20 protein-coding genes are annotated in these 18,971 nt (G+C 44.4%); 15 read left to right on the forward strand and 5 right to left on the reverse strand.

Features of this window, described 5'->3' with window-relative positions:
- Positions 1–203: 203 nt before the first annotated feature.
- Entirely contained in the window at positions 204–761 is a 558-nt protein-coding gene (gmhB, locus tag DK430_RS12825; protein WP_109079441.1) for a D-glycero-beta-D-manno-heptose 1,7-bisphosphate 7-phosphatase, read from the reverse strand.
- 195 nt (positions 762–956) lie between these two features.
- On the opposite strand from gmhB, the gene metN reads away from it, so the two are divergent.
- The 5 genes from metN to trmL all read left to right on the forward strand — a co-directional run bounded on the left by metN (position 957) and on the right by trmL (position 4,742).
- On the forward strand, positions 957–1,994 hold the full coding sequence (gene metN / locus DK430_RS12830; protein WP_109079442.1) for a methionine ABC transporter ATP-binding protein MetN: 1,038 nt from the start codon (positions 957–959) through the stop codon (positions 1,992–1,994).
- Positions 1,984–2,661, forward strand: coding sequence for a methionine ABC transporter permease (locus DK430_RS12835; RefSeq protein ID WP_109079443.1), 678 nt, complete (start codon positions 1,984–1,986; stop codon positions 2,659–2,661). The genes metN and DK430_RS12835 overlap by 11 nt, the downstream gene beginning before the upstream one ends.
- A gap of 33 nt (positions 2,662–2,694) precedes the next feature.
- On the forward strand, positions 2,695–3,537 hold the full coding sequence (locus DK430_RS12840; protein ID WP_109079444.1) for a MetQ/NlpA family lipoprotein: 843 nt from the start codon (positions 2,695–2,697) through the stop codon (positions 3,535–3,537).
- A 105-nt stretch (positions 3,538–3,642) separates the two neighbouring features.
- Positions 3,643–4,140, forward strand: a complete 498-nt coding sequence (locus DK430_RS12845) for a YbhB/YbcL family Raf kinase inhibitor-like protein (protein WP_109079445.1) — start codon at positions 3,643–3,645, stop codon at positions 4,138–4,140.
- A gap of 125 nt (positions 4,141–4,265) precedes the next feature.
- Complete coding sequence (gene trmL, locus DK430_RS12850; protein ID WP_109079446.1) at positions 4,266–4,742, forward strand: tRNA (uridine(34)/cytosine(34)/5-carboxymethylaminomethyluridine(34)-2'-O)-methyltransferase TrmL; 477 nt, start codon at positions 4,266–4,268, stop codon at positions 4,740–4,742.
- A 75-nt stretch (positions 4,743–4,817) separates the two neighbouring features.
- On the opposite strand, the gene DK430_RS12855 is transcribed toward trmL, so the two are convergent.
- A complete protein-coding gene (locus DK430_RS12855) occupies positions 4,818–5,693 on the reverse strand; it encodes a VirK/YbjX family protein (RefSeq protein ID WP_109079447.1) in 876 nt (291 codons plus the stop codon).
- Positions 5,694–5,835: 142 nt separating this feature from the next.
- Between DK430_RS12855 and yihA the strand changes: the two genes are divergently transcribed.
- The 8 genes from yihA to DK430_RS12900 all read left to right on the forward strand — a co-directional run bounded on the left by yihA (position 5,836) and on the right by DK430_RS12900 (position 13,214).
- Entirely contained in the window at positions 5,836–6,450 is a 615-nt protein-coding gene (gene yihA, locus DK430_RS12865) for a ribosome biogenesis GTP-binding protein YihA/YsxC (RefSeq protein WP_109079449.1), read from the forward strand.
- A 114-nt stretch (positions 6,451–6,564) separates the two neighbouring features.
- On the forward strand, positions 6,565–8,100 hold the full coding sequence (locus tag DK430_RS12870) for a YifB family Mg chelatase-like AAA ATPase (protein ID WP_109079450.1): 1,536 nt from the start codon (positions 6,565–6,567) through the stop codon (positions 8,098–8,100).
- A 547-nt stretch (positions 8,101–8,647) separates the two neighbouring features.
- Entirely contained in the window at positions 8,648–9,016 is a 369-nt protein-coding gene (locus DK430_RS12875) for a hypothetical protein (protein WP_109079451.1), read from the forward strand.
- Positions 9,017–9,117: 101 nt separating this feature from the next.
- Positions 9,118–9,531 carry a hypothetical protein gene (locus tag DK430_RS12880; RefSeq protein ID WP_109079452.1) on the forward strand — a complete coding sequence of 138 codons (414 nt, stop codon included), beginning with the start codon at positions 9,118–9,120 and terminating at the stop codon, positions 9,529–9,531.
- A 164-nt stretch (positions 9,532–9,695) separates the two neighbouring features.
- Positions 9,696–9,974 carry a hypothetical protein gene (locus DK430_RS12885; protein ID WP_239496824.1) on the forward strand — a complete coding sequence of 93 codons (279 nt, stop codon included), beginning with the start codon at positions 9,696–9,698 and terminating at the stop codon, positions 9,972–9,974.
- A 228-nt stretch (positions 9,975–10,202) separates the two neighbouring features.
- Complete coding sequence (locus DK430_RS12890) at positions 10,203–11,612, forward strand: DUF4384 domain-containing protein (RefSeq protein ID WP_239496825.1); 1,410 nt, start codon at positions 10,203–10,205, stop codon at positions 11,610–11,612.
- A gap of 17 nt (positions 11,613–11,629) precedes the next feature.
- Positions 11,630–12,709 (forward strand): tetratricopeptide repeat protein, encoded by a 1,080-nt coding sequence (locus tag DK430_RS12895; RefSeq protein ID WP_109079455.1) that lies wholly within the window; start codon positions 11,630–11,632, stop codon positions 12,707–12,709.
- 22 nt (positions 12,710–12,731) lie between these two features.
- Positions 12,732–13,214, forward strand: a complete 483-nt coding sequence (locus tag DK430_RS12900; protein ID WP_109079456.1) for a pentapeptide repeat-containing protein — start codon at positions 12,732–12,734, stop codon at positions 13,212–13,214.
- Between the two features lie 70 nt (positions 13,215–13,284).
- Here the strand turns inward: DK430_RS12900 and DK430_RS12905 are convergent, their stop codons facing one another.
- From DK430_RS12905 to DK430_RS12915, 3 genes are all read right to left on the reverse strand, one after another.
- Positions 13,285–14,190 (reverse strand): divergent polysaccharide deacetylase family protein, encoded by a 906-nt coding sequence (locus DK430_RS12905; RefSeq protein WP_239496826.1) that lies wholly within the window; start codon positions 14,188–14,190, stop codon positions 13,285–13,287.
- Entirely contained in the window at positions 14,187–15,446 is a 1,260-nt protein-coding gene (gene envC, locus DK430_RS12910; protein WP_109079457.1) for a murein hydrolase activator EnvC, read from the reverse strand. The genes DK430_RS12905 and envC overlap by 4 nt, the downstream gene beginning before the upstream one ends.
- A 100-nt stretch (positions 15,447–15,546) precedes the next feature.
- A complete protein-coding gene (locus tag DK430_RS12915) occupies positions 15,547–16,947 on the reverse strand; it encodes a YadA-like family protein (protein ID WP_109079458.1) in 1,401 nt (466 codons plus the stop codon).
- 322 nt (positions 16,948–17,269) lie between these two features.
- Here DK430_RS12915 and DK430_RS12920 point away from each other — a divergent pair, with 322 nt between their 5' ends.
- On the forward strand, positions 17,270–18,124 hold the full coding sequence (locus DK430_RS12920) for a DUF808 domain-containing protein (RefSeq protein WP_109079459.1): 855 nt from the start codon (positions 17,270–17,272) through the stop codon (positions 18,122–18,124).
- 101 nt (positions 18,125–18,225) lie between these two features.
- Positions 18,226–18,971: contractile injection system protein, VgrG/Pvc8 family (locus tag DK430_RS12925; protein ID WP_275425154.1), on the forward strand; the 746-nt coding region annotated here is incomplete at its 3' end.

Raw genomic sequence — 18,971 nt, forward strand, 5'->3', positions numbered from 1 at the left:
CTCACTCTATTTCTAAATCTATCAAAAACGAATCTTCAAGTGCCCACACAGTTTGTCTGATTGATTGTTAAAGAACAAAAAACGACGCGCTGTTTTCACTTCACAACGGCGCGTCGTTGTGGGGGCGTATTATAGGCATTTAAGATTTCCTTGCAACCCCTTTTTATAAATTTTTCAGAAAAATCTTTTCGACTGGTTATTTTTTAGATCTTTTGGCTAGAAATCAACCTTGGCAAATCCGCGATCGAGTCCAGCACATAATCCGCGTCATTTTCGCCTTCCGAGGTAATCTCTTTGCCGGTTCGCACTAAAATATTTGTGCCGATTTTCGCACCTTTTCCCGCTCGAAGATCTTCTATTTTGTCACCGATCATAATGGATCGACTCGGATCAATGCTTAATTCTTTAATCGCCTGCAATAACATCCCCGACTTCGGTTTACGACAATCGCAGTCCTGTTTAAATTCGGTAATTTTGGCTTCCGGATGATGCGGGCAATAATAGATACCGTCCAAATCTACGCCGCGATCCGCCAGCGACCAATCCATCCATTCCGTCAGCTGTAAAAATTGCTGTTCGGTAAAATAACCGCGAGCAATTCCCGATTGGTTTGTCACCAACACAAGTAAATACCCCATTTCTTTGAGTTTTTTTAACGCCTCAATACCGCCTTCAATAAAGCGAAAATTATCGATTTCATGCACATAACCGTAGTCAATATTCAACGTTCCATCCCGATCTAAAAAAACCGCTTTTTTCATTTTTATTCATCTCATCCGTAAATTAGTTATGTCGATTATCTGCTTTATTTTCATGTCGTGCAAACCTTCTACTATTTTGTTCTAAATGGAAACAAATAATTATAAGAATATGGCGGATAAATGTTGACACGGCATTCTAGACGTCTAGAATACAAAAATTCTTTTCGATAAAAATTAAACAGCAAAAGGGCTTATATGATTAAGCTAAAGAATGTCAGTAAAATTTTCGACGTTTCAGGCAAAAAACTGACCGCACTTGATAATGTTTCCTTGGATATTCCGAAAGGACATATCTGTGGCGTTATCGGCGCGTCAGGCGCAGGCAAAAGCACCCTGATTCGTTGCGTTAACCTATTGGAAAAACCCACCTTTGGCTCCGTCATAATTGACGGCAAGGATCTCACCCAACTCAGCGATGCAGAACTTGTGTTGGAACGCCGTAATATCGGCATGATCTTCCAGCATTTCAATTTATTAAGTTCCCGCACCGTCTTCGGCAATGTCGCTTTACCTTTAGAATTAGAAAACACCCCGAAAGACAAAATTGAAGCGAAAGTCAACGAGCTTCTTTCTTTAGTCGGCTTAAGTGACAAAAAAAATGTGTATCCGTCGAATTTGTCCGGCGGTCAAAAACAACGCGTCGCCATTGCACGTGCACTAGCAAGCAATCCAAAAGTGTTATTGTGCGACGAAGCCACCAGCGCGCTGGATCCGGCAACCACGCAATCCATCTTAAAATTATTAAAAGAAATCAACCGCACTTTAGGCATCACGATTCTCTTAATCACACATGAAATGGACGTGGTGAAACGCATTTGTGATTTGGTGGCGATTATCGATGAAGGGAAATTGGTGGAGCAAGGCTCCGTCAGCGATATATTCTCCAACCCGAAAACCGAACTGGCGCAACAATTTATTCGTTCTACCTTTAACGTAAATTTGCCGGACGAATACTTAGATAACCTGTTGCAAACGCCCAAACACGCCAAATCCTACCCGATTATCAAATTTGAATTTACCGGACGCTCCGTGGATGCGCCGCTATTATCACAAGCCTCCAAAAAATTCGGCGTGGAGCTCAGTATTTTAACATCACAAATTGAATATGCCGGCGGTGTAAAATTCGGTTTTACCGTAGCGGAAGTGGAAGGCGATGAAGACGCCATTACCCAAGCCAAAATTTATCTAATGGAAAACAATGTACGCGTTGAGGTGCTAGGCTATGTGGAATGATTTTTTAACCCAACTTACCCCTCAAATGTGGCAAGCTGTGTGGGTTTCCACTTATGAAACCGTCTATATCAGCTTTGCTTCGACCTTTCTGGCGGTGCTCGTCGGTTTGCCTTTTGGTGTGCTGACCTTCCTCACCGGCAAAGGCGAAATCTTACAAAATGCCCGTTTAAATTTGATTTTGAACATCGTGATTAACGTCGGACGCTCCATTCCGTTCATCATTTTGTTAATTATTTTGTTACCGTTTACCCGTTTCGTGTTAAATACCACACTTGGCACAACCGCCGCGATTATCCCGCTCAGCATTTGCGCTATGCCGTTCGTGGCACGCTTAACCGCTAATGCTTTGGTTGAAGTGCCGAAGGGGTTAACGGAAGCGGCAAAAGCCATGGGCGCGACCAATTGGCAAATTATTCGTAAATTCTATTTGCCGGAAGCCTTACCGACGCTCATCAACGGCATTACGCTGACATTGGTGACCTTGGTAGGCTATTCCGCCATGGCGGGCATCGTCGGCGGCGGCGGTTTAGGCAGCCTTGCCATTAACTACGGCGAATACCGCAACATGGCGTACGTAAAATGGGTCGCCACCATCATTATCGTCGTCTTTGTCATGATTTCACAAAAACTTGGCGATGACTTGGCAAAACGCGTCGATCATCGTTAACCAACTTAAACCGACATAAAAAGAGGATTTTTTATGAACTTAAAAAAATTATTAGGCGTCGCAACATTAGCTTCTGTCTTCGTTTTAACCGCTTGTAATGAAGAGAAAAAACCGGAAGCCGCTCCGGCAGACAAACCGGCTGCGGAAGCACCGGCAAAAATTAAAGTCGGCGTAATGGCGGGCCCTGAACACCAAGTGGCTGAAATTGCTGCCAAAGTAGCAAAAGAAAAATACAACTTAGACGTAGAATATGTGTTGTTCAACGACTACGCATTGCCAAACACCGCCGTGTCTAAAGGCGATTTAGATGCTAACGCAATGCAGCACAAACCGTATTTGGATAAAGATTCTCAAGCGAAAGGTTTGAACAATTTAGTGATTGTCGGTAACACCTTCGTTTATCCGCTAGCCGGCTATTCTAAAAAAATCAAAAATGTAAATGACTTACAAGACGGCGCTGTCGTAGCTGTGCCAAATGACCCGAGCAACCTTGCCCGTGCGTTAATTTTATTGGAAAAACAAGGCTTAATTAAATTAAAAGATCCGACAAATCTATTCTCTACTTCAATGGACATCGTTGAAAACCCAAAACATTTACAAATCAAAGAAGTAGATACTTCCGTTGCGGCACGTGCGTTAGACGACGTTGATTTGGCGGTAGTAAATAACAACTATGCCGGTCAGGTCGGCTTAAATGCGCAAGATCACGGCGTGTTTGTGGAAGATAAAGATTCCCCTTATGTCAACATTATCGTGGCACGTACCGATAACAAAGACAGCAAAGCCGTTCAAGATTTCGTCAAAGCTTACCAAACCCCGGAAGTGGAACAAGAAGCGAAAAAACACTTTAAAGACGGCGTAGTTAAAGGCTGGTAATTTGAAGCCGCTATAAAAACACCGTAAAATATGACCGCACTTTTCGCCCGCGCAAGGCAAAAAGTGCGGTTCTTTTTTTAAACGTTTTTTACGGAGGAAATCAAGATGAAAGTCACCAGTTCAGCCATTGAAAACGGGCATTATGCCGACAAATACGGCAAACGAGGCTCACAATTTAGCCCGAACGGTATGCCGACCTACTCCATTCCTTTTGACATCACCGATGCGCCCGCCGGCACAAAATCCTTTGCCGTGGTGCTGGAGGATAAAGACGCCATCAGTGCCTCAGGCTTTGTTTGGATTCACTGGCTGATTGCCGATTTGGAACGCACCTCCGTGCAGGAAAACGAAAGCCAAAACGCCACGGATTTCGTGCAAGGCGCAAACAGTTGGGCGAGTGCGTTAGGCAAATTCGACATCAAAGAAGCTTCCGCTTACGGCGGCATGGCACCGCCCAACTCCAATCATCGCTATGAACTTTATGTCTATGCGCTGGACACCAAACTCAACCTGCCGCAAGGTTTCCGTTTCAACGAGTTACATTACGCCATGCAAGGGCATATTTTGGCGGAAGCCTATTTAGTGGGTTGGTATAACGTTTAACCATTCTTTTTCCAAAATCCTCGCTCTTTTGGCGGGGATTTTTTATGAACGCTTTTAGCCCGCCGGGTTTGCGCCTATAATAAGCCGTTTATTTTTATTCCAACTTTCATACCATCGGGAACATTATGTTAGATATTGTTTTATACGAGCCGGAAATTCCGCAAAATACCGGAAATATCATTCGCTTATGCGCCAACACCGGTTTTCGCTTACATTTAATCGAACCGTTAGGCTTTACCTGGGACGACAAAAAATTGCGTCGCTCAGGCTTGGATTACCACGAATTCGCCGAAATCAAAAAGCACAAAACCTTCGAAGCCTTTTTGCAAAGCGAACAACCGAAACGCCTATTCGCCCTCACCACCAAAGGCACGCCGGCACACAGTGAAGTGAAATTTGAATTGGGCGACTATTTAATGTTCGGCCCCGAAACCCGAGGCATTCCGATGGACATTTTAAACGCCATGCCGCCGGAACACAAAATCCGCATTCCCATGACGGCCAACAGCCGCAGCATGAACCTGTCCAATTCCGTCGCCGTCACCGTTTATGAAGCCTGGCGTCAACTAGGTTATCAAGGCGCAGTGAATTTAAATCGATAGCAAAAAGCCCATCAAACGATGGGCTTTCTTTCTCAAAGTGCGGTGCTTTTTCTCAGCGTTTTTTACCGTAAATTCCTACCGCACTTTCAATGCTTCTGCCATATTTTCCTGCAATTGTTCCAACATGGCATAGCGTTTACGATACATGGAACGTTTATTACTTGGAATGTCATCCATATTTTTAGTTTCAAAATGCAACGGCAATTCCCAATATTCCTTTAAGTTCCCCGCCGATTCGGCAAAAATCGCATCATAATCCACCACATAACGTTTGCTTTGCACAATGCGGGATTTGTTTTGATATTTATGCGGAATGCCCCACAAGGCAGAATAACCCAGAACGTTAGTGAGGGCTTTCATGGCTTCCACCATCAAATATGCCGGACGCAAACCGTGGCATTTTTTGGTCAATAACTTTACCATCTCTTTCGAACCTTCAAAGTTAGGCCCCTGAATTACCGCAATTAATAATGCTTTTTGCACCCGCCCGAAAGTCAGCAAATAAATCAACTCCTGCGTCGGTTTATGGCGCAATTCCAATGCCCAATAGCCTTCCATCGCCTGATAGTTGTTTATCGTCAAATACAATTCAAAATCAGGAATGATTTCCCCGAAACAAATGGGTTGCTGCCACAAAGGCGGAAGGTCAAGTGCGGTCAGTTTTTCCGGTAAAAATGTCAGGTTGTCGCAAATTTCATCAAAACGTTGCCGAGTATTAAAACGCTTATCCAAAAAACGGTGTACCAAGGGATAACTAAAACTTGGACGCGCATTGAGCAAGTTCACCAGTAGCGAATTTTGATTCACAAAACGCTCAAATTTTTTGATGGTTTGCCAATGTAACAGAGAACGCAAATGATAGCGAAAGCGCTTCATGCGATAAGATTTTTTGCCTTGATCCGGATATAACAAATGCGGATCAGGCCATTGATAACAGCCTTGTTCGGTCATATTCAGTTGTACTTAGGTTAAATGGAATAAAATCGACGCGCATTTTCGCATAATCCCGTCTTTTTTGCATTTTTTTATCGTCTTTTTCCTGCCGATACAGTATGCTAGCCGGCAATTTACAACATGGAATGCAGAGGAAATCATGTCGGATATAAAACTGAATTATCACAAAACCCATTTTTTAACCAGCTCGCCTAATTTGAAAAGCCTGCCGGAAGACAGCGGCGTGGAAATCGCTTTTGCGGGGCGTTCTAACGCAGGAAAATCCACAGCACTGAATGCCTTAACCAATCAAAAAAATCTTGCCCGCACCTCTAAAACACCGGGACGCACCCAACTCATCAATTTATTTGAAGTGGAACCTCAGTGTAAGTTGGTGGACTTGCCGGGCTATGGCTATGCCGCTGTGCCTGAGCAAATGAAATTGCAGTGGCAACAAGCCCTCGGCGAATATTTGCAAAAGCGCGAGTGCCTTGGTGGCATCGTGATTTTGATGGATATTCGCCATCCGCTCAAAGATTTGGATCAACAAATGATTGAATGGGCGGTTGCCTCCGAATTGCCGGTGTTATTATTGCTCACCAAAGCGGATAAGCTAAGCCAAAGCGAACGTAGCAAACAGCTGAAAATGGTGCGCGAAGCGATTCTGCCGTTCCAAGGGGATATTCAGGTAGAAGCTTTTTCCGCCTTAAAACGTACCGGCATCGATCGTCTGGCAGCCAAATTAGACGGGTGGTTTGCCCCGATTTTTGCTTAAAAAATCTGTTTTATGCGATCCTGATCGCAAAAAAGTGCGGTATGAATTTCTTTCATTTCGCACTTTTTTTATGTTGTCGCTCCGCATTTTATTTTAAGCATTACGGAGCCCAGCATGTCTTTAGCCATCGTTTACAGTCGCGCCTCCATGGGCGTTCAGGCGCCTTTGGTCACCATTGAGGTGCATTTAAGTAACGGGAAACCTAGTTTTACCCTCGTCGGTTTGCCTGAAAAAACGGTGAAAGAAGCACAAGACCGTGTGCGCAGCGCCTTGCTTAACGCCGAATTCCGATACCCCGCCAAACGCATTACCGTCAACCTTGCACCAGCCGATTTACCCAAAGAAGGCGGGCGTTTTGACTTGCCTATCGCCATTGGTATGCTTGCCGCCTCCGGCTATATTGATGCGGAAAAACTGAAACAATTTGAATTTATCGGCGAGCTTGCCCTTACAGGTCAATTGCGCGCCGTGCACGGCGTGATTCCCGCAATTCTGGCGGCGAAACAGGCAAAACGAAAATGTATCATCGCACAAGGCAATGCCAACGAAGCCTCCTTGGTTTCCGACCAAGAAACCTATTACGCCCATTCTTTATTGGATGTAGTGCAATTTCTCAATCACCAAGGAGAACTGCCTCTTGCCGGGGACATGACGACACAAAGTGCGGTGGATTTTTCCTCTGAAAATCCAAAAGATCTGACAGACATTATCGGGCAACAACACGCCAAACGGGCATTGATGATTGCCGCCGCCGGACAACACAATCTGTTATTTCTCGGCCCGCCCGGCACAGGAAAAACCATGCTCGCCAGCCGTTTAACGGGATTATTACCGGAAATGACCGACCAAGAAGCCATCGAAACCGCCTCAGTGGCAAGTTTGGTGCAAAACGAACTGAATTTTCACAACTGGAAACAACGCCCTTTCCGCGCACCTCATCACAGCGCGTCTACGCCGGCATTGGTGGGCGGCGGCTCCATTCCCAAACCGGGGGAAATTTCCCTCGCCCATAACGGCGTCTTATTCTTGGATGAGTTGCCTGAGTTTGAGCGCAAAGTGTTGGATGCCCTCCGCCAGCCCTTGGAAAGCGGCGAAATTATCATCTCCCGCGCCAACGCTAAAATCCAATTTCCGGCAAAATTTCAGCTGATTGCCGCCATGAATCCCAGTCCGACCGGGCATTATCAAGGCACGCACAATCGCACCTCACCGCAACAAATCATGCGTTATTTAAATCGCCTATCCGGCCCGTTTTTAGATCGTTTCGATTTATCCATTGAAGTGCCGTTATTACCACAAGGCAGTTTGCAAAATAGTGGCGATCGCGGCGAATCCAGCGCAACGGTACGGGAAAAAGTGTTAAAAACCCGCGCGATTCAACTCAACCGTGCGGGCAAAATTAACGCCCATTTAACCAGCAAAGAAATCGAACGGGATTGTAAACTGGAAAGCAAAGACGCCCTTTTCCTTGAAAATGCGCTAACCAAGCTGGGGCTCTCCGTACGCGCCTACCACCGCATACTCAAAGTCTCCCGCACTATTGCGGACTTGGAGGAAACGCCACAAATCAGCCAACGGCATTTGGCGGAAGCGTTAGGTTATCGGGCAATGGATCGGTTGTTGCAGAAACTGACGAAGGAATCACAATAAAGCGCAAGAGCGTTCCCTTGCTCTTAAGCATGAACTCATGAAAAAGTGCGGTTGGATTTTAAAACGTTTTCAAAACCAACCGCACTTTTATCTTTACTGCCCCGCTCATCAATAAAATCTGATATAATTTACGTAAAACTTACACTCCATATTTATTTTCTTTCCTGATAAGTGGTTAATTATTAACCAGCAAAACCTCAAAATAGATTATTTTTTAACCTAAAATTACACAGTTCTTAAAAATTTCTTAAGGCACACTTCAAACGACCAAAATATATACAAATACAAAATATAATTAAATTAATCAAACAATTAATAACGAGAAATATTACTAAAACCAAGCAAAAAAATGTTAACTCGATCAAAAAAACAACAAAAAGTAAAAATTTTTACTGAACTTCTGAAATTCACTCCAGTCACAGGTTACGTAAACAAAGTACAGATAAGTGTAAATTTGTCTATGTTTGCGTAAATTTGTGTAAATCAAATTTCCTGGCAATCTCCACTATGGATTTACCAAGAATAATGGTTAATAAAGGTTAACAATATGACGAAATATTTAATCGCTCTAACCACATTATTTATTGCTATGTTTGCTACGGCAACGAACACGCAGAATGTCACCGTCTCGGGTGGTGTCATCAACAAATCTGATGGTGTAGGTAGTAGTGCTGCCGTTAACGTAGGCTCTACTGTAGGTAGGGCTGTGGGTAGCAATAATAACCAAACGGTTACTGTTAACGGTTCATTAGTGAATACGGCAACAGGAGGAAATAGTAAAGCAGCCATTAACTTAGGTTCTTCCGTTAATTATTCCGGAAGTAATAATCAGGTTGTGTCTGTAGGAACTATTGTGAATTCCGCCTCAGGTGGTGGGAAATCCGAAGTTAATATTGGTTCTGTCGTGAAGGATTAATAGAAACGTTTCTATCAAGAACGAGAGCCGAGAGGTTCTACACAAAATAAGAGAAGCATTAGCGCTATCTTATAAATTTCATTACTTATAGGAGTTATGACATGAAAAACTTATTAAAAACAACCCTTGCAGTTAGCATGATCGCCGCATTTGCAGTAGGCACTGCAAATGCAAAAGTAAGCATTCAAGGTAAAAGTGAACAGTCTGTTGACGTGAAAGGCGCAGTATCCAACTTTGCTATGGGCGCCGGTAAAGCGACACAAAACTTAGCGTCAAACAACGGTAAAGTGTCTATCAGCGGTAACAATAAACAATCCGTGGACGTCCAAGGTGCGGTGTCCAACTTCGCAATGGGTGCCGGTAAAGCGACGCAAAACTTGGCATCTAATAACGGTAAAGTGACTATCGGTGGCGATAACAAACAAACCGTTTCCGTCAAAGGTGCCGTATCTAACTTCGCAATGGGTGTCGGTACTGCAACTCAAAACATGGCATCTAATAACTCAGATGATTAGTAGGCGTAACTATCGGGAAATATCAACTATTTCCCGATAGTTTAGCGTTGAGGAGCATTTATATGAAAAGCACATATTTTCATCAATGTGGGATCGCGTTAAGTTCACTTCTTATTTCATTATCCGTATTTTCTGCCCAATCTGAATTAGCACAAAGAATAGGAATGTCGCCCTTAGATCGGGCAAAAGTCAATTCTGTACAAGCTCAAAACTGGGCAAGAATCGGTATGTCGGAAGCGGATGCCGAAAATATGGCTGAATCGGCAGAATCCACTGCAAGTAATAGCCGTAATGGTGTGGGACCTCTCGGTTCCAGAAATTGCACAACTAACATTGGTACAACAAACGTAGCCAAAGGCATTAGTTCGGGCAGATACGGACCAAACCGCAATACTAATAAGGCTGTTGTAATAAAAGGCGATGTCATCAGTCTTTGCAAATAAGATGCCTATTTAACATAGGTTATAAATTCATTTCTTATCCGGAACTATAATAAAGTGAAAATCTATCGTTCATTTTGCGCGTATTTCGTGCTATTAAATTTGGTGGGCTGTACAACAGGTACGCAGTTACATGGAGATCGCCCTTATATTGAGTCCACAACAACCCACTCTCGTCCAGTGTCCGAGCCGGTCAGAGCGATGACTAGCTTTAGCGACAGCCTGAGTTGTATGGATAATTTATTGTTGCAAAGTAATGTAGGGCAAACTGTTGTCGCAATTAAAAAAATTAATGACCCTTCAGGGAAAGCGCTTGTTTCTGCAAATGATATGATTGTTACCGCATTATCTCAAATGTCCCGTACCAGTGGTGCATTCAGGGTTGTCGATTTTGAGATTGACCCGATTAAACAAGATACCGTTCAAACGCTTACCAGCCTTTTATTGCCTACCGGCAATGTTCAAATCCCCGCACCACAAATTTATATCTCAGGTTCAGTTTCTTACGTAGATCAAAACGTCTTAAAAAAATCCAATAGCCTTGGTGTTTCTGTGAGTGACGATGCCGAAATCGGCTTAGCCGGTGACTTAATCACAACTGCTTTGGGGATGGAATTACATATTGGTGACTTCCTTACCAGAACACTCTATCCGGGAATTGATTCCGCGAATGAAATCGTTGCGGCAAATAAAGGCTTTGGGTTTGATTCCGGTGCAAAAATTAGAAAAGTTGGCGTTCAATTTTCCTTTGAACGTAACCTATCACAAGGGGTCGGAGCAGCAGTTCGAACATTAACCGATTTAGGCGTACTGGAGCTTGTTGGGAAATACTCCCAAGTACCTTATTGGCAATGCTTATCCTTAGATCAGTCTCATCCAGAATTCCAACGCGAACTACTCGACTGGTATGAAGGCATGGGTGAAACGGAAAAGATCAAATTCTTCCAAACCGGCTTACGTAACCTAGGTTATTACAATGGTGATGTGAACGGGAAAAATTCCTTGGAATTCAAATCTGCTTTAGCCGAATTTCAAAAAGATAACAAAGCGACACCTTCAGGCTTCATTAATTTTGAAACCTATGAGCGCATGATGAAAAACTATGCCCGAGTTGATCCGAATGGCAATATTAAGAAAGTCGGTATGGAACCAAGTGGCAAGAAAGATGATGAACTCAATGAGCCTCGGGGCGGTTTCCCTTACTTCCATTCGGATAAAGGTGATCCGATTAGTATCAATATGGCATCAAGTAAATCACAATACAGTGTAGGAGAAAAGCTTGAGTTAACGGCGAATGTCAATAAGGAAGGTTCGCACTTAAGCTGTTTCTATCAAGATGCTAACAACAGTATTGCACAAATTTATCCGAATCCGTTACAAGCGGAAGAAACCTTGTCGCCGGATAAACCATTACAACTCCCGGGCAACAATGCTTTCTCACTGGATTTAAGTGCCAAGGGTAATGAGTCCGTCATGTGTATTGCCTCTTATAGTTCATTACAAGGTAGACTGTTGCAGAACTTGGGTGAGCCATTTAATCCGCTTAACGTACAAAGTATGAGTGAGCTTTCCGATGCCTTAAAAGAAATCTTTAAAGGTGAAATTAAAGGTACTCAAACCATCACTTACACTGTGAACTAAATGATGAGGAAGTAATAATGTCTGTATTTTCTAAAAGTTTTGACCGCACTTTATTGTTTTCCTGTTTAAGCATTGTGCTACTCACATTCAGTGTGGGTAGCGATGCAGAAATTGTGATCAATAAACCTGCCGAGTTAACGGAAAATACGGTGGCTCCCGAAATGACCTCCGAAATTAATGTAACGGAAGGAGAAAATACGCCGAGTAGCAATATATCCATGACGTTAACTAAAGCGTTTAGTGATTACAAACGCGCTCAATACAACAAGGCTTATAGCCAATTTGCACCTTATGCAGAAAGTGGAAATCCACAGGCGTTATTAGCGACCGGTTATTTCTTATTCATGGGATATGGTACCGAAACAGATTTTTCCGGTGCCAAATATTATCTGGAAAAGGCCGGTAAGATGGGGTTTGCGCGGGCATATACCTTGTTAGGTTTACTGGAAAATAAACAACGTGCACAGCAAACTAACCAATTTGCACTTCGACACTTTAAAAAAGCCGCCGATATGGGCGATTCGGTAGGTGCCAATGCCCTAGCTAATTTATATTATCACCAAGGTAATATTGCTGAAGCACTGTCTTGGAATAATCGGGCAATTTCTTTAGGCAGTCATGCCGCCACATTAAATAAACAAGTCTTTGCCAATAACAGTAATCGTTCTTCTCAAGTCATTAGTGCACCACCGGTGACGGCGACCAGTGAACATATTCAAAAGCTTAAAAGAGAATCTCAAGAGGGTAATGGAGACTCTAGTTATGAGCTTGCCACCCGCTATCACAAAGGTGTAGGCGTGCCAAAAAATTTCGGCGAGGCTATTCGCTTATATCGGGTTGCTGCCGGTCAAGGCAATGCCCAAGCCCGGAAAATATTGCCTGTTATTTTGTCTAAACAAAATCAATCGGGCACCAGTTTAAATAGTTTATGGATGCAGGAGACCTCAAGCATGGTCGCCACACCACCAATTATTTTAACGCCTAATAGCGCGACATCAGGTGAAACCGCTGTTCATGCAACACCAAGAACGGTATTAGTGGAAGATGACCCATTGGAGAATCTGTTATCCCTACGTCCGGTTTCATCAACCAAATAAGACACAATGAATGGAGAAAACAATGACATCATCATTAACGAAAACCCTTATTACCACATTATTGGTTTCCTCAGCGACAATAGCCATGGCAAATGAACAGAAAGTCAGTGTAAATGGTGCAATCATCAATAAAGCAGTCGGTCCGGGTGCTGTGTCCGAACAAAATCTTCCCGGTAGAAGTAGCACTGTCATTAACGGGACTGTGACTACCGTAAATGGCAAAACCACCATAACAAAAGGTCCATCAGGTCCCGTCAGAGCAGATGCTGAGGATTTTATTAACGCAAAACTACAAGGTGTTAACTTTGCTAAAAAAGATTTTAAAGGCAAGGATTTCACGAATGCAGACTTGAGAAACGCCAATTTAAGCCATGCAAATTTAGAAGAAGCCATTTTAATTAATGCCAATCTTGCCGGTGCAGATTTATCCGGTGCTAACCTCAAAGGCGCAGACATAACCAATGCTAACTTTGAAGGCGCAAAAACTGATGGTACGATTTGGTAAATAACATTTGCTCCTTGTTAATTTACCAATTAAAAAGCCCTCATGACTTTATGAGGGCTTTATTTTCTCATCAAGGCACGCCGTGCAATGACGGCACGGCTTCATAAGGCGGTATAGATGTGGGAGCGGGGGCTTCGCTAAATAAGAAAATAAACGGCTTCGGCGGGATGACCTTTTCGTTGCGCCACAAACTCCCCATGGAAACCAGTTGCACATCCGCGGGCAAATCGGCAATGCCTGCTTGTAGTACCGCAATGGTATTTTTGCGCGGATGTCCGATGGCAATGGCAGTGCCATGTTTTTGCGCGTATTGCACTGCTGCGCGGAACTGGCGTTGCACATCGGCAAGCTCATCGCTGTCATCTAAAAAGACATGGCGATCCAAGGCGCGCACGCCCTGCTCTTTGGCGATTTTGCCGGCAACACTACGCCCGATGGTACGGCTATCCAGAAAAAACAAATGTCGCTCGCGAAGTGCGGTCATTAATTTGGTCATTAATGATACGTCCGCCGTGGCGGCGCTGCCCATGTGATTATTCATACCAATAGCGTGAGACACAATATTTTTGGCGGTTTGTACGCGCTGATTCACATCTTCTTGGCTCATTCCCAAATGCAACCCGCCGCCTTCAATTTTCATTTTACTCAGGGTTTCCATCGGCATATGAATGAGAATATCCCGACCTTGCTGAAATGCCTGTTGATCACGCTGTTTAGCATAAGGCGCGGCAGGAATAATCGCCACGGACACCGCCTTCGGCAAAGCAAGAATTTGCGCATCTTCTTTCGGATGATAGCCCAAGTCGTCGATCACAATGGCAAGCTTGGCGGCATACACAAAAGAAGCACAGAAAAGTGCGGTCAAAAAAAACAACGCTTTTTCAACGTTGGCTTTGCCAACGACCCTTTTAGGGGTGAATAAGCGAACGAGTGAGCTTATGAATAAAAAAAGCAACGCTTTTACAATTGATTTCATCGCAACCAACCCACCGGGTTCACCGCCACACCTTTACGACGAATCTCAAAATACAAACCTGTTTTCGACTGACCGCCGCTGTTCCCCACTTCGCCAAGTTTCTGCCCTGCTTTCACCAGCTGGCCTTCTTTCACCGAAAGGGATTGATTATAGCCGTATAAACTCAAATCACTGTCGCCGTGTTTCACAATCACCATCAAACCATAGCCTTGCAACCAGCTGGCCAAAATCACCCGCCCGTCTGCAATGGCTTTCACCGGCGTGCCGCTACCTGCCGCAATCACAATGCCTTTCCAACGCAACTCGCCCATTTGGGCGGAGCCGAAGCTATTGACGATCTTGCCCGCCACCGGAAAACCATATTGTTTATTGGGTGCGCCTAAGCCCGATGTGCTACTCAACAAACGTTTTTCCTGTTCTGTCGGCTTATAAGGTTTATGGGTTTTCGTTTCTTCCGCCTGTTTTTTCTGCGCTAACGCCTCACGCTCGCGTTGTTCTTGCTGCTTCGCGGCTTGTTCTGCCCGTTGAATCTCTTGTCGTAGCGCATTTTCATTGGCTTTAAGCTGCTCCAGCCGGCTTTCGTCGCGGGTTAAATTTTGGTTTAGCTGATTCAAGGTGGATTGGCGCTCTTTCTGCACTTTCTGCAATGCCTGTTGCTGTTTTTTCTGATCGGCAAGTTGCGTTTGCTGTGTTTTTTGTTGCTCGGCAATGGATTCTTTTTGTTTTGCCAACTGCGCCTGAGTCGTCTGCAAATCCTCGATGAGCTTCATCCGCGCCTGATTCAAATGGGCATAATAGACCTTCATGCGATCCGCATTTTGCCCTTTATCGGTGAGCACCCGCTCCGCCACGGAAGGATTCGCGCCGGAACGATAGGCATAATCCAACTGCTTCGCCAGCTTGGCTTTTTGCTCTTTTTCCTGCTTTTGTAACTGTTTGATTTGCTTATCGGTGTCGCTAATCGTTTTACGGGTTTCTTTCAAATCCGACTCTGTTTGACGCAACTGCCCGATAACGGTATTGATCTGACTTTCTTGAGTTTTTAAGGTAGATTGTAATTTCTGCTGTTCGGCTTTTTGTGCCGCAATTTTTTGTTCCTGTTGCTTAATTTGCTGATGGATTTTCGACAGATCCTGCTGCGCCGCAAAAACGGAAGGCATGACACATAAAAGTGCGGTGAAAATTCCGAGCGTTTTTACACGCCCTCTACCAACAAGCGATTTTCCCCAACATTTTATTTCACAAAACTGCCACATAGCCTTCATTCCTTTTCATAAACCGCGCTAAATATACCATTAATTCGGTTAATTCAGAAAATTCTTCGGCTTAACACATAATCGAAAATAAAATTAGTATCTACCACTGTCTCGTTAAACCCGCGCCCCAAGACACCTCATCCTGTGTATTTGCCGCAACCGATGTGCTCATAATCCATTTAGTGTTCTCTGTCATTTTTGAGTAGCGCACGGCAATTGCTTGCTGACCCGCGTGTCCGCCTACCCCAATGCCTAATGCAGAATATCCGCCATGTGTGGCATGCGGAATGTTGGCAACAGCGAATGCAGAAGCTGTGCCCGCACTGGCGCGTTTGCGATTTTTAGCAACATCACCCGTAATGCGATCAATGCGTTTGTTGGTATCAGCTAAACCAATGCTTAGTTTGTTGATATTGGCGCGATTGATTGCAATCTTTTCACGATTTTGTGCAATACCGACGGTATTGGTTGTCACGCTTCCGTTTATGCGGTTAATCAACCGGGTATTCGCGGAGATCGCTTGTGTATTGTCGCGGATCAAGGCATTGTGTGCCGTTTGAATTTGCTCAGCACTATTTAATCGGGCTTCGTTATTAGTAATACGATCTTTGTGGTTTGCTAATTGCTCATCATGAGCATAAAGCTTAATTTCATGTGTAGTAAGCTCCGTATCGTGTCCGTCTAAACGGAGTGAAGATAATGCAATATCATCTTTATTTTCAATAAGTTGATTGCTTATTGAATACAACTTTGATTCATTCTTTGCAAGACGGTTTTCGTGGTCATCAATATCAACTTTATGCAGACCGATATTGTAATTGTTATCGGCTACCTCTTTAACAACGGAGTATAGTTGGGAACCATTCACTGCTTCAGTGGAGGTTTGGCTCACCTCTCCTGCCGCAACATTTGAGATGGCACGCTCATTCCCCGCAGAACCAACAGATACTTCCCCCATGCTTTTAGTGCCCGCCCAGCCATGAATAACCAGGATGTCAACAACAGCAGAATCATTTGTGCGGTTCCACAAAGCTTGATTTGTTGCTTCACTTCCATAACCCAGCGCAACCGCACCCTGAACACTTGCTTTAGCGTTTGCGCCAAGTACGGTTGCGCCGTTTCCGTTTGCTTTCGCACCGTTACCATGAGCAATTGAAACAACGCCGGAAGCCGTTGCCGAATGACCGAATGCGACAGCGCCTTCGCCGTTAGCTACGGTATTGGAGCCGATTGCAGTAGCACGATAACCCGCATACGTTCTATCATCCCCGTAGGCAGTAGCATCGCTTGCGTAAACCTTTGAGCGAGCATAACCGGTTGTCCCGGTCATTGCCTGCGCATGAGCCATAGCATCAGGGTTTTGTATTGTGTTCGTGCTGTAATTTGTTTTGCCTGCATCATAAGTGTTGGCGAATACACCCGCACTTACTGTGGCAATTGCTAAAGCCAAGATTGTTTTTTTCATCATTTTTTCCTTCTTAGGTTGATAGATAAAAACCATTGTTCAATCATCAGCGTAAATTTCTCATGCGATATTTCACCAACATCAAGTTCTCGACAGACTTGAGTAAAAAAATATCCTCGTTCGAAAATCAATTTACAGCCTGTGCTTTAAACTCCGAACTTAAAAATCATCTTGCTTTTCATCAAATCCTCTTGTTAATAGAATTTTACCACCCATCGCAGATCACAAAATTAGCCCTACATCACAAAAACACGCTAAAATCCGACCGCACTTTTGTGCAAATTCCCGTTGACGGAATGCCTTGTGCGCCCCACAATACGCGCCTATTTGTTTGTTTTTTTTTAAGTAAGGAAAGAAAATGGCGTTTAGCTCGTTGTTTACGTTATTGGATGATATTGCTTCATTGTTGGATGATGTGTCGGTGATGACCAAAGTCGCCGCCAAGAAAACCGTCGGTGTGGTGGGCGATGATTTGGCGTTGAATGCCAACCAAGTGACCGGCGCCACGGCGGAGCGGGAATTGCCCATTGTGTGGGCGGTGGCGAAAGGCTCCATGCTGAATAAGGTGATTTTAATCCCTATTGCGTTATTGTTAGCGGCATTTTTGCCCGCGCTTATCATTCCCTTATTAATGATTGGCGGGGCATATTTGTGTTTTGAAGGCGTGGAAAAAATCCTACACAAATTTTTCGCCCACGAACATCATGAAGAAAAAATCGCCTTTGATGAGAAAGCCAAAATTCGGGGCGCCATTCGAACAGATTTCATTCTTTCCGCCGAAATCATTATTATCGCCCTGGGCGAACTCACCGAATCACCGCTTTCCGTACAAATCCTCGCCCTTTCGCTTATCGGTATCGGGATCACGATTTTTGTTTACGGCGTTGTGGCGCTCATCGTCAAAGCCGACGATTTCGGGTTATTTTTAATGAAGAAAGGCGGCGTTGCAGGCAGTATCGGCAAAGGCATCTTGTTTTTAATGCCGAAGTTCATGCGCTCCTTAAGCTTTATCGGTACGCTCGCCATGTTCTTGGTAGGCGGCGGTATTTTTGTGCATAACGTAGAAGCCATTCACCACTTCTGGGAAAACTTCCACCTTGCCGAAGGCTGGCAGGGACAAATCGCCACACTGGTGACTGGATTGGTTGTGGGCGCAATTTGTTGTTTAATTGTGCTACCGTTGCTAAAATTGTTTGAGAAAAAAACAGGTTAACTTAACCGCAGATAATAAATTGTTGAAGTTTAACTTGTATCACGTTCGTCTATAAATCATACTAGCCAACAAAATTTTAATGACCTCATAAGGATAACCCCATGACATTACGCCAGGATTCTAAAACACTTGTTGCCTCATCAGGAAGCACCAAAAGTGCGGTTGAAAAAACAGCTAAATCCTCTTCCGGCATTTCTATTCCTACGCTTAATGATGTTGCCTCCCTTGCAGGTAAAACCAACCTGGTGGCGGCAATTGCCGGTGATGAGAAACTGGCAAAACGGGCGGCGCGGGTGCAGGAGCGGGTGGCTCAGGTGCAACAAGGTGTGGCAATTGGCAAAGAGGTGATTCAACGGGTTCAACAATGGGGGAAAAAGCCGCCACTCGTCGGTATCGGCGGTGAAGTCGATAGCGCACCGTCCGTTCAGGATGCACTTTCCGCCTTACTTGGGCGTTCACCAAGCGGTCTGCAATTCACTTTTCACTCGGCGGGCGTATCGCCTGATAGCTTTGAAGTATTAGGCTTTGATTTATGGGATGGTTACAGCGAGCCTTTTACGCTACATCTTGAACTCAGCAGTAAAAATGATGCCATTCCTTTTGCCGCCGTGTTGGACAATGAGGCTTATCTCACGTTCTGGCAAGATGGCGAACAGGTAAGACGTCTCACCGGCATCGTCACCCAATTTGAACAAGGTGACAGCGGTTTTCACAACACTTTCTATCGTTTGCAACTGCGCCCTGCTCTTTGGCGTTTGGGACTGCGTTCAAATTCCCGCATCTTCCAACAAAAAGACCTGCAAACCATTCTCGCTACCCTGCTTGATGAAAATAAAGTCACCGACTA

Origin of the sequence: Aggregatibacter kilianii (genome assembly GCF_003129965.1) — a bacterium.
In the GTDB taxonomy this organism is placed as follows: Bacteria; Pseudomonadota; Gammaproteobacteria; order Enterobacterales; family Pasteurellaceae; genus Aggregatibacter; species Aggregatibacter kilianii_A.

Bases quoted from the DNA above. Each gene is read 5' to 3' on its own strand.
- gmhB (WP_109079441.1), bottom strand. From the start codon at position 761: ATGAAAAAAGCGGTTTTTTTAGATCGGGATGGAACGTTGAATATTGAC.
- metN (WP_109079442.1), top strand. From the start codon at position 957: ATGATTAAGCTAAAGAATGTCAGTAAAATTTTCGACGTTTCAGGCAAA.
- DK430_RS12835 (WP_109079443.1), top strand. From the start codon at position 1,984: ATGTGGAATGATTTTTTAACCCAACTTACCCCTCAAATGTGGCAAGCT.
- DK430_RS12840 (WP_109079444.1), top strand. From the start codon at position 2,695: ATGAACTTAAAAAAATTATTAGGCGTCGCAACATTAGCTTCTGTCTTC.
- DK430_RS12845 (WP_109079445.1), top strand. From the start codon at position 3,643: ATGAAAGTCACCAGTTCAGCCATTGAAAACGGGCATTATGCCGACAAA.
- trmL (WP_109079446.1), top strand. From the start codon at position 4,266: ATGTTAGATATTGTTTTATACGAGCCGGAAATTCCGCAAAATACCGGA.
- DK430_RS12855 (WP_109079447.1), bottom strand. From the start codon at position 5,693: ATGACCGAACAAGGCTGTTATCAATGGCCTGATCCGCATTTGTTATAT.
- yihA (WP_109079449.1), top strand. From the start codon at position 5,836: ATGTCGGATATAAAACTGAATTATCACAAAACCCATTTTTTAACCAGC.
- DK430_RS12870 (WP_109079450.1), top strand. From the start codon at position 6,565: ATGTCTTTAGCCATCGTTTACAGTCGCGCCTCCATGGGCGTTCAGGCG.
- DK430_RS12875 (WP_109079451.1), top strand. From the start codon at position 8,648: ATGACGAAATATTTAATCGCTCTAACCACATTATTTATTGCTATGTTT.
- DK430_RS12880 (WP_109079452.1), top strand. From the start codon at position 9,118: ATGAAAAACTTATTAAAAACAACCCTTGCAGTTAGCATGATCGCCGCA.
- DK430_RS12885 (WP_239496824.1), top strand. From the start codon at position 9,696: ATGTCGCCCTTAGATCGGGCAAAAGTCAATTCTGTACAAGCTCAAAAC.
- DK430_RS12890 (WP_239496825.1), top strand. From the start codon at position 10,203: ATGGATAATTTATTGTTGCAAAGTAATGTAGGGCAAACTGTTGTCGCA.
- DK430_RS12895 (WP_109079455.1), top strand. From the start codon at position 11,630: ATGTCTGTATTTTCTAAAAGTTTTGACCGCACTTTATTGTTTTCCTGT.
- DK430_RS12900 (WP_109079456.1), top strand. From the start codon at position 12,732: ATGACATCATCATTAACGAAAACCCTTATTACCACATTATTGGTTTCC.
- DK430_RS12905 (WP_239496826.1), bottom strand. From the start codon at position 14,190: ATGAAATCAATTGTAAAAGCGTTGCTTTTTTTATTCATAAGCTCACTC.
- envC (WP_109079457.1), bottom strand. From the start codon at position 15,446: ATGTGGCAGTTTTGTGAAATAAAATGTTGGGGAAAATCGCTTGTTGGT.
- DK430_RS12915 (WP_109079458.1), bottom strand. From the start codon at position 16,947: ATGGTTTTTATCTATCAACCTAAGAAGGAAAAAATGATGAAAAAAACA.
- DK430_RS12920 (WP_109079459.1), top strand. From the start codon at position 17,270: ATGGCGTTTAGCTCGTTGTTTACGTTATTGGATGATATTGCTTCATTG.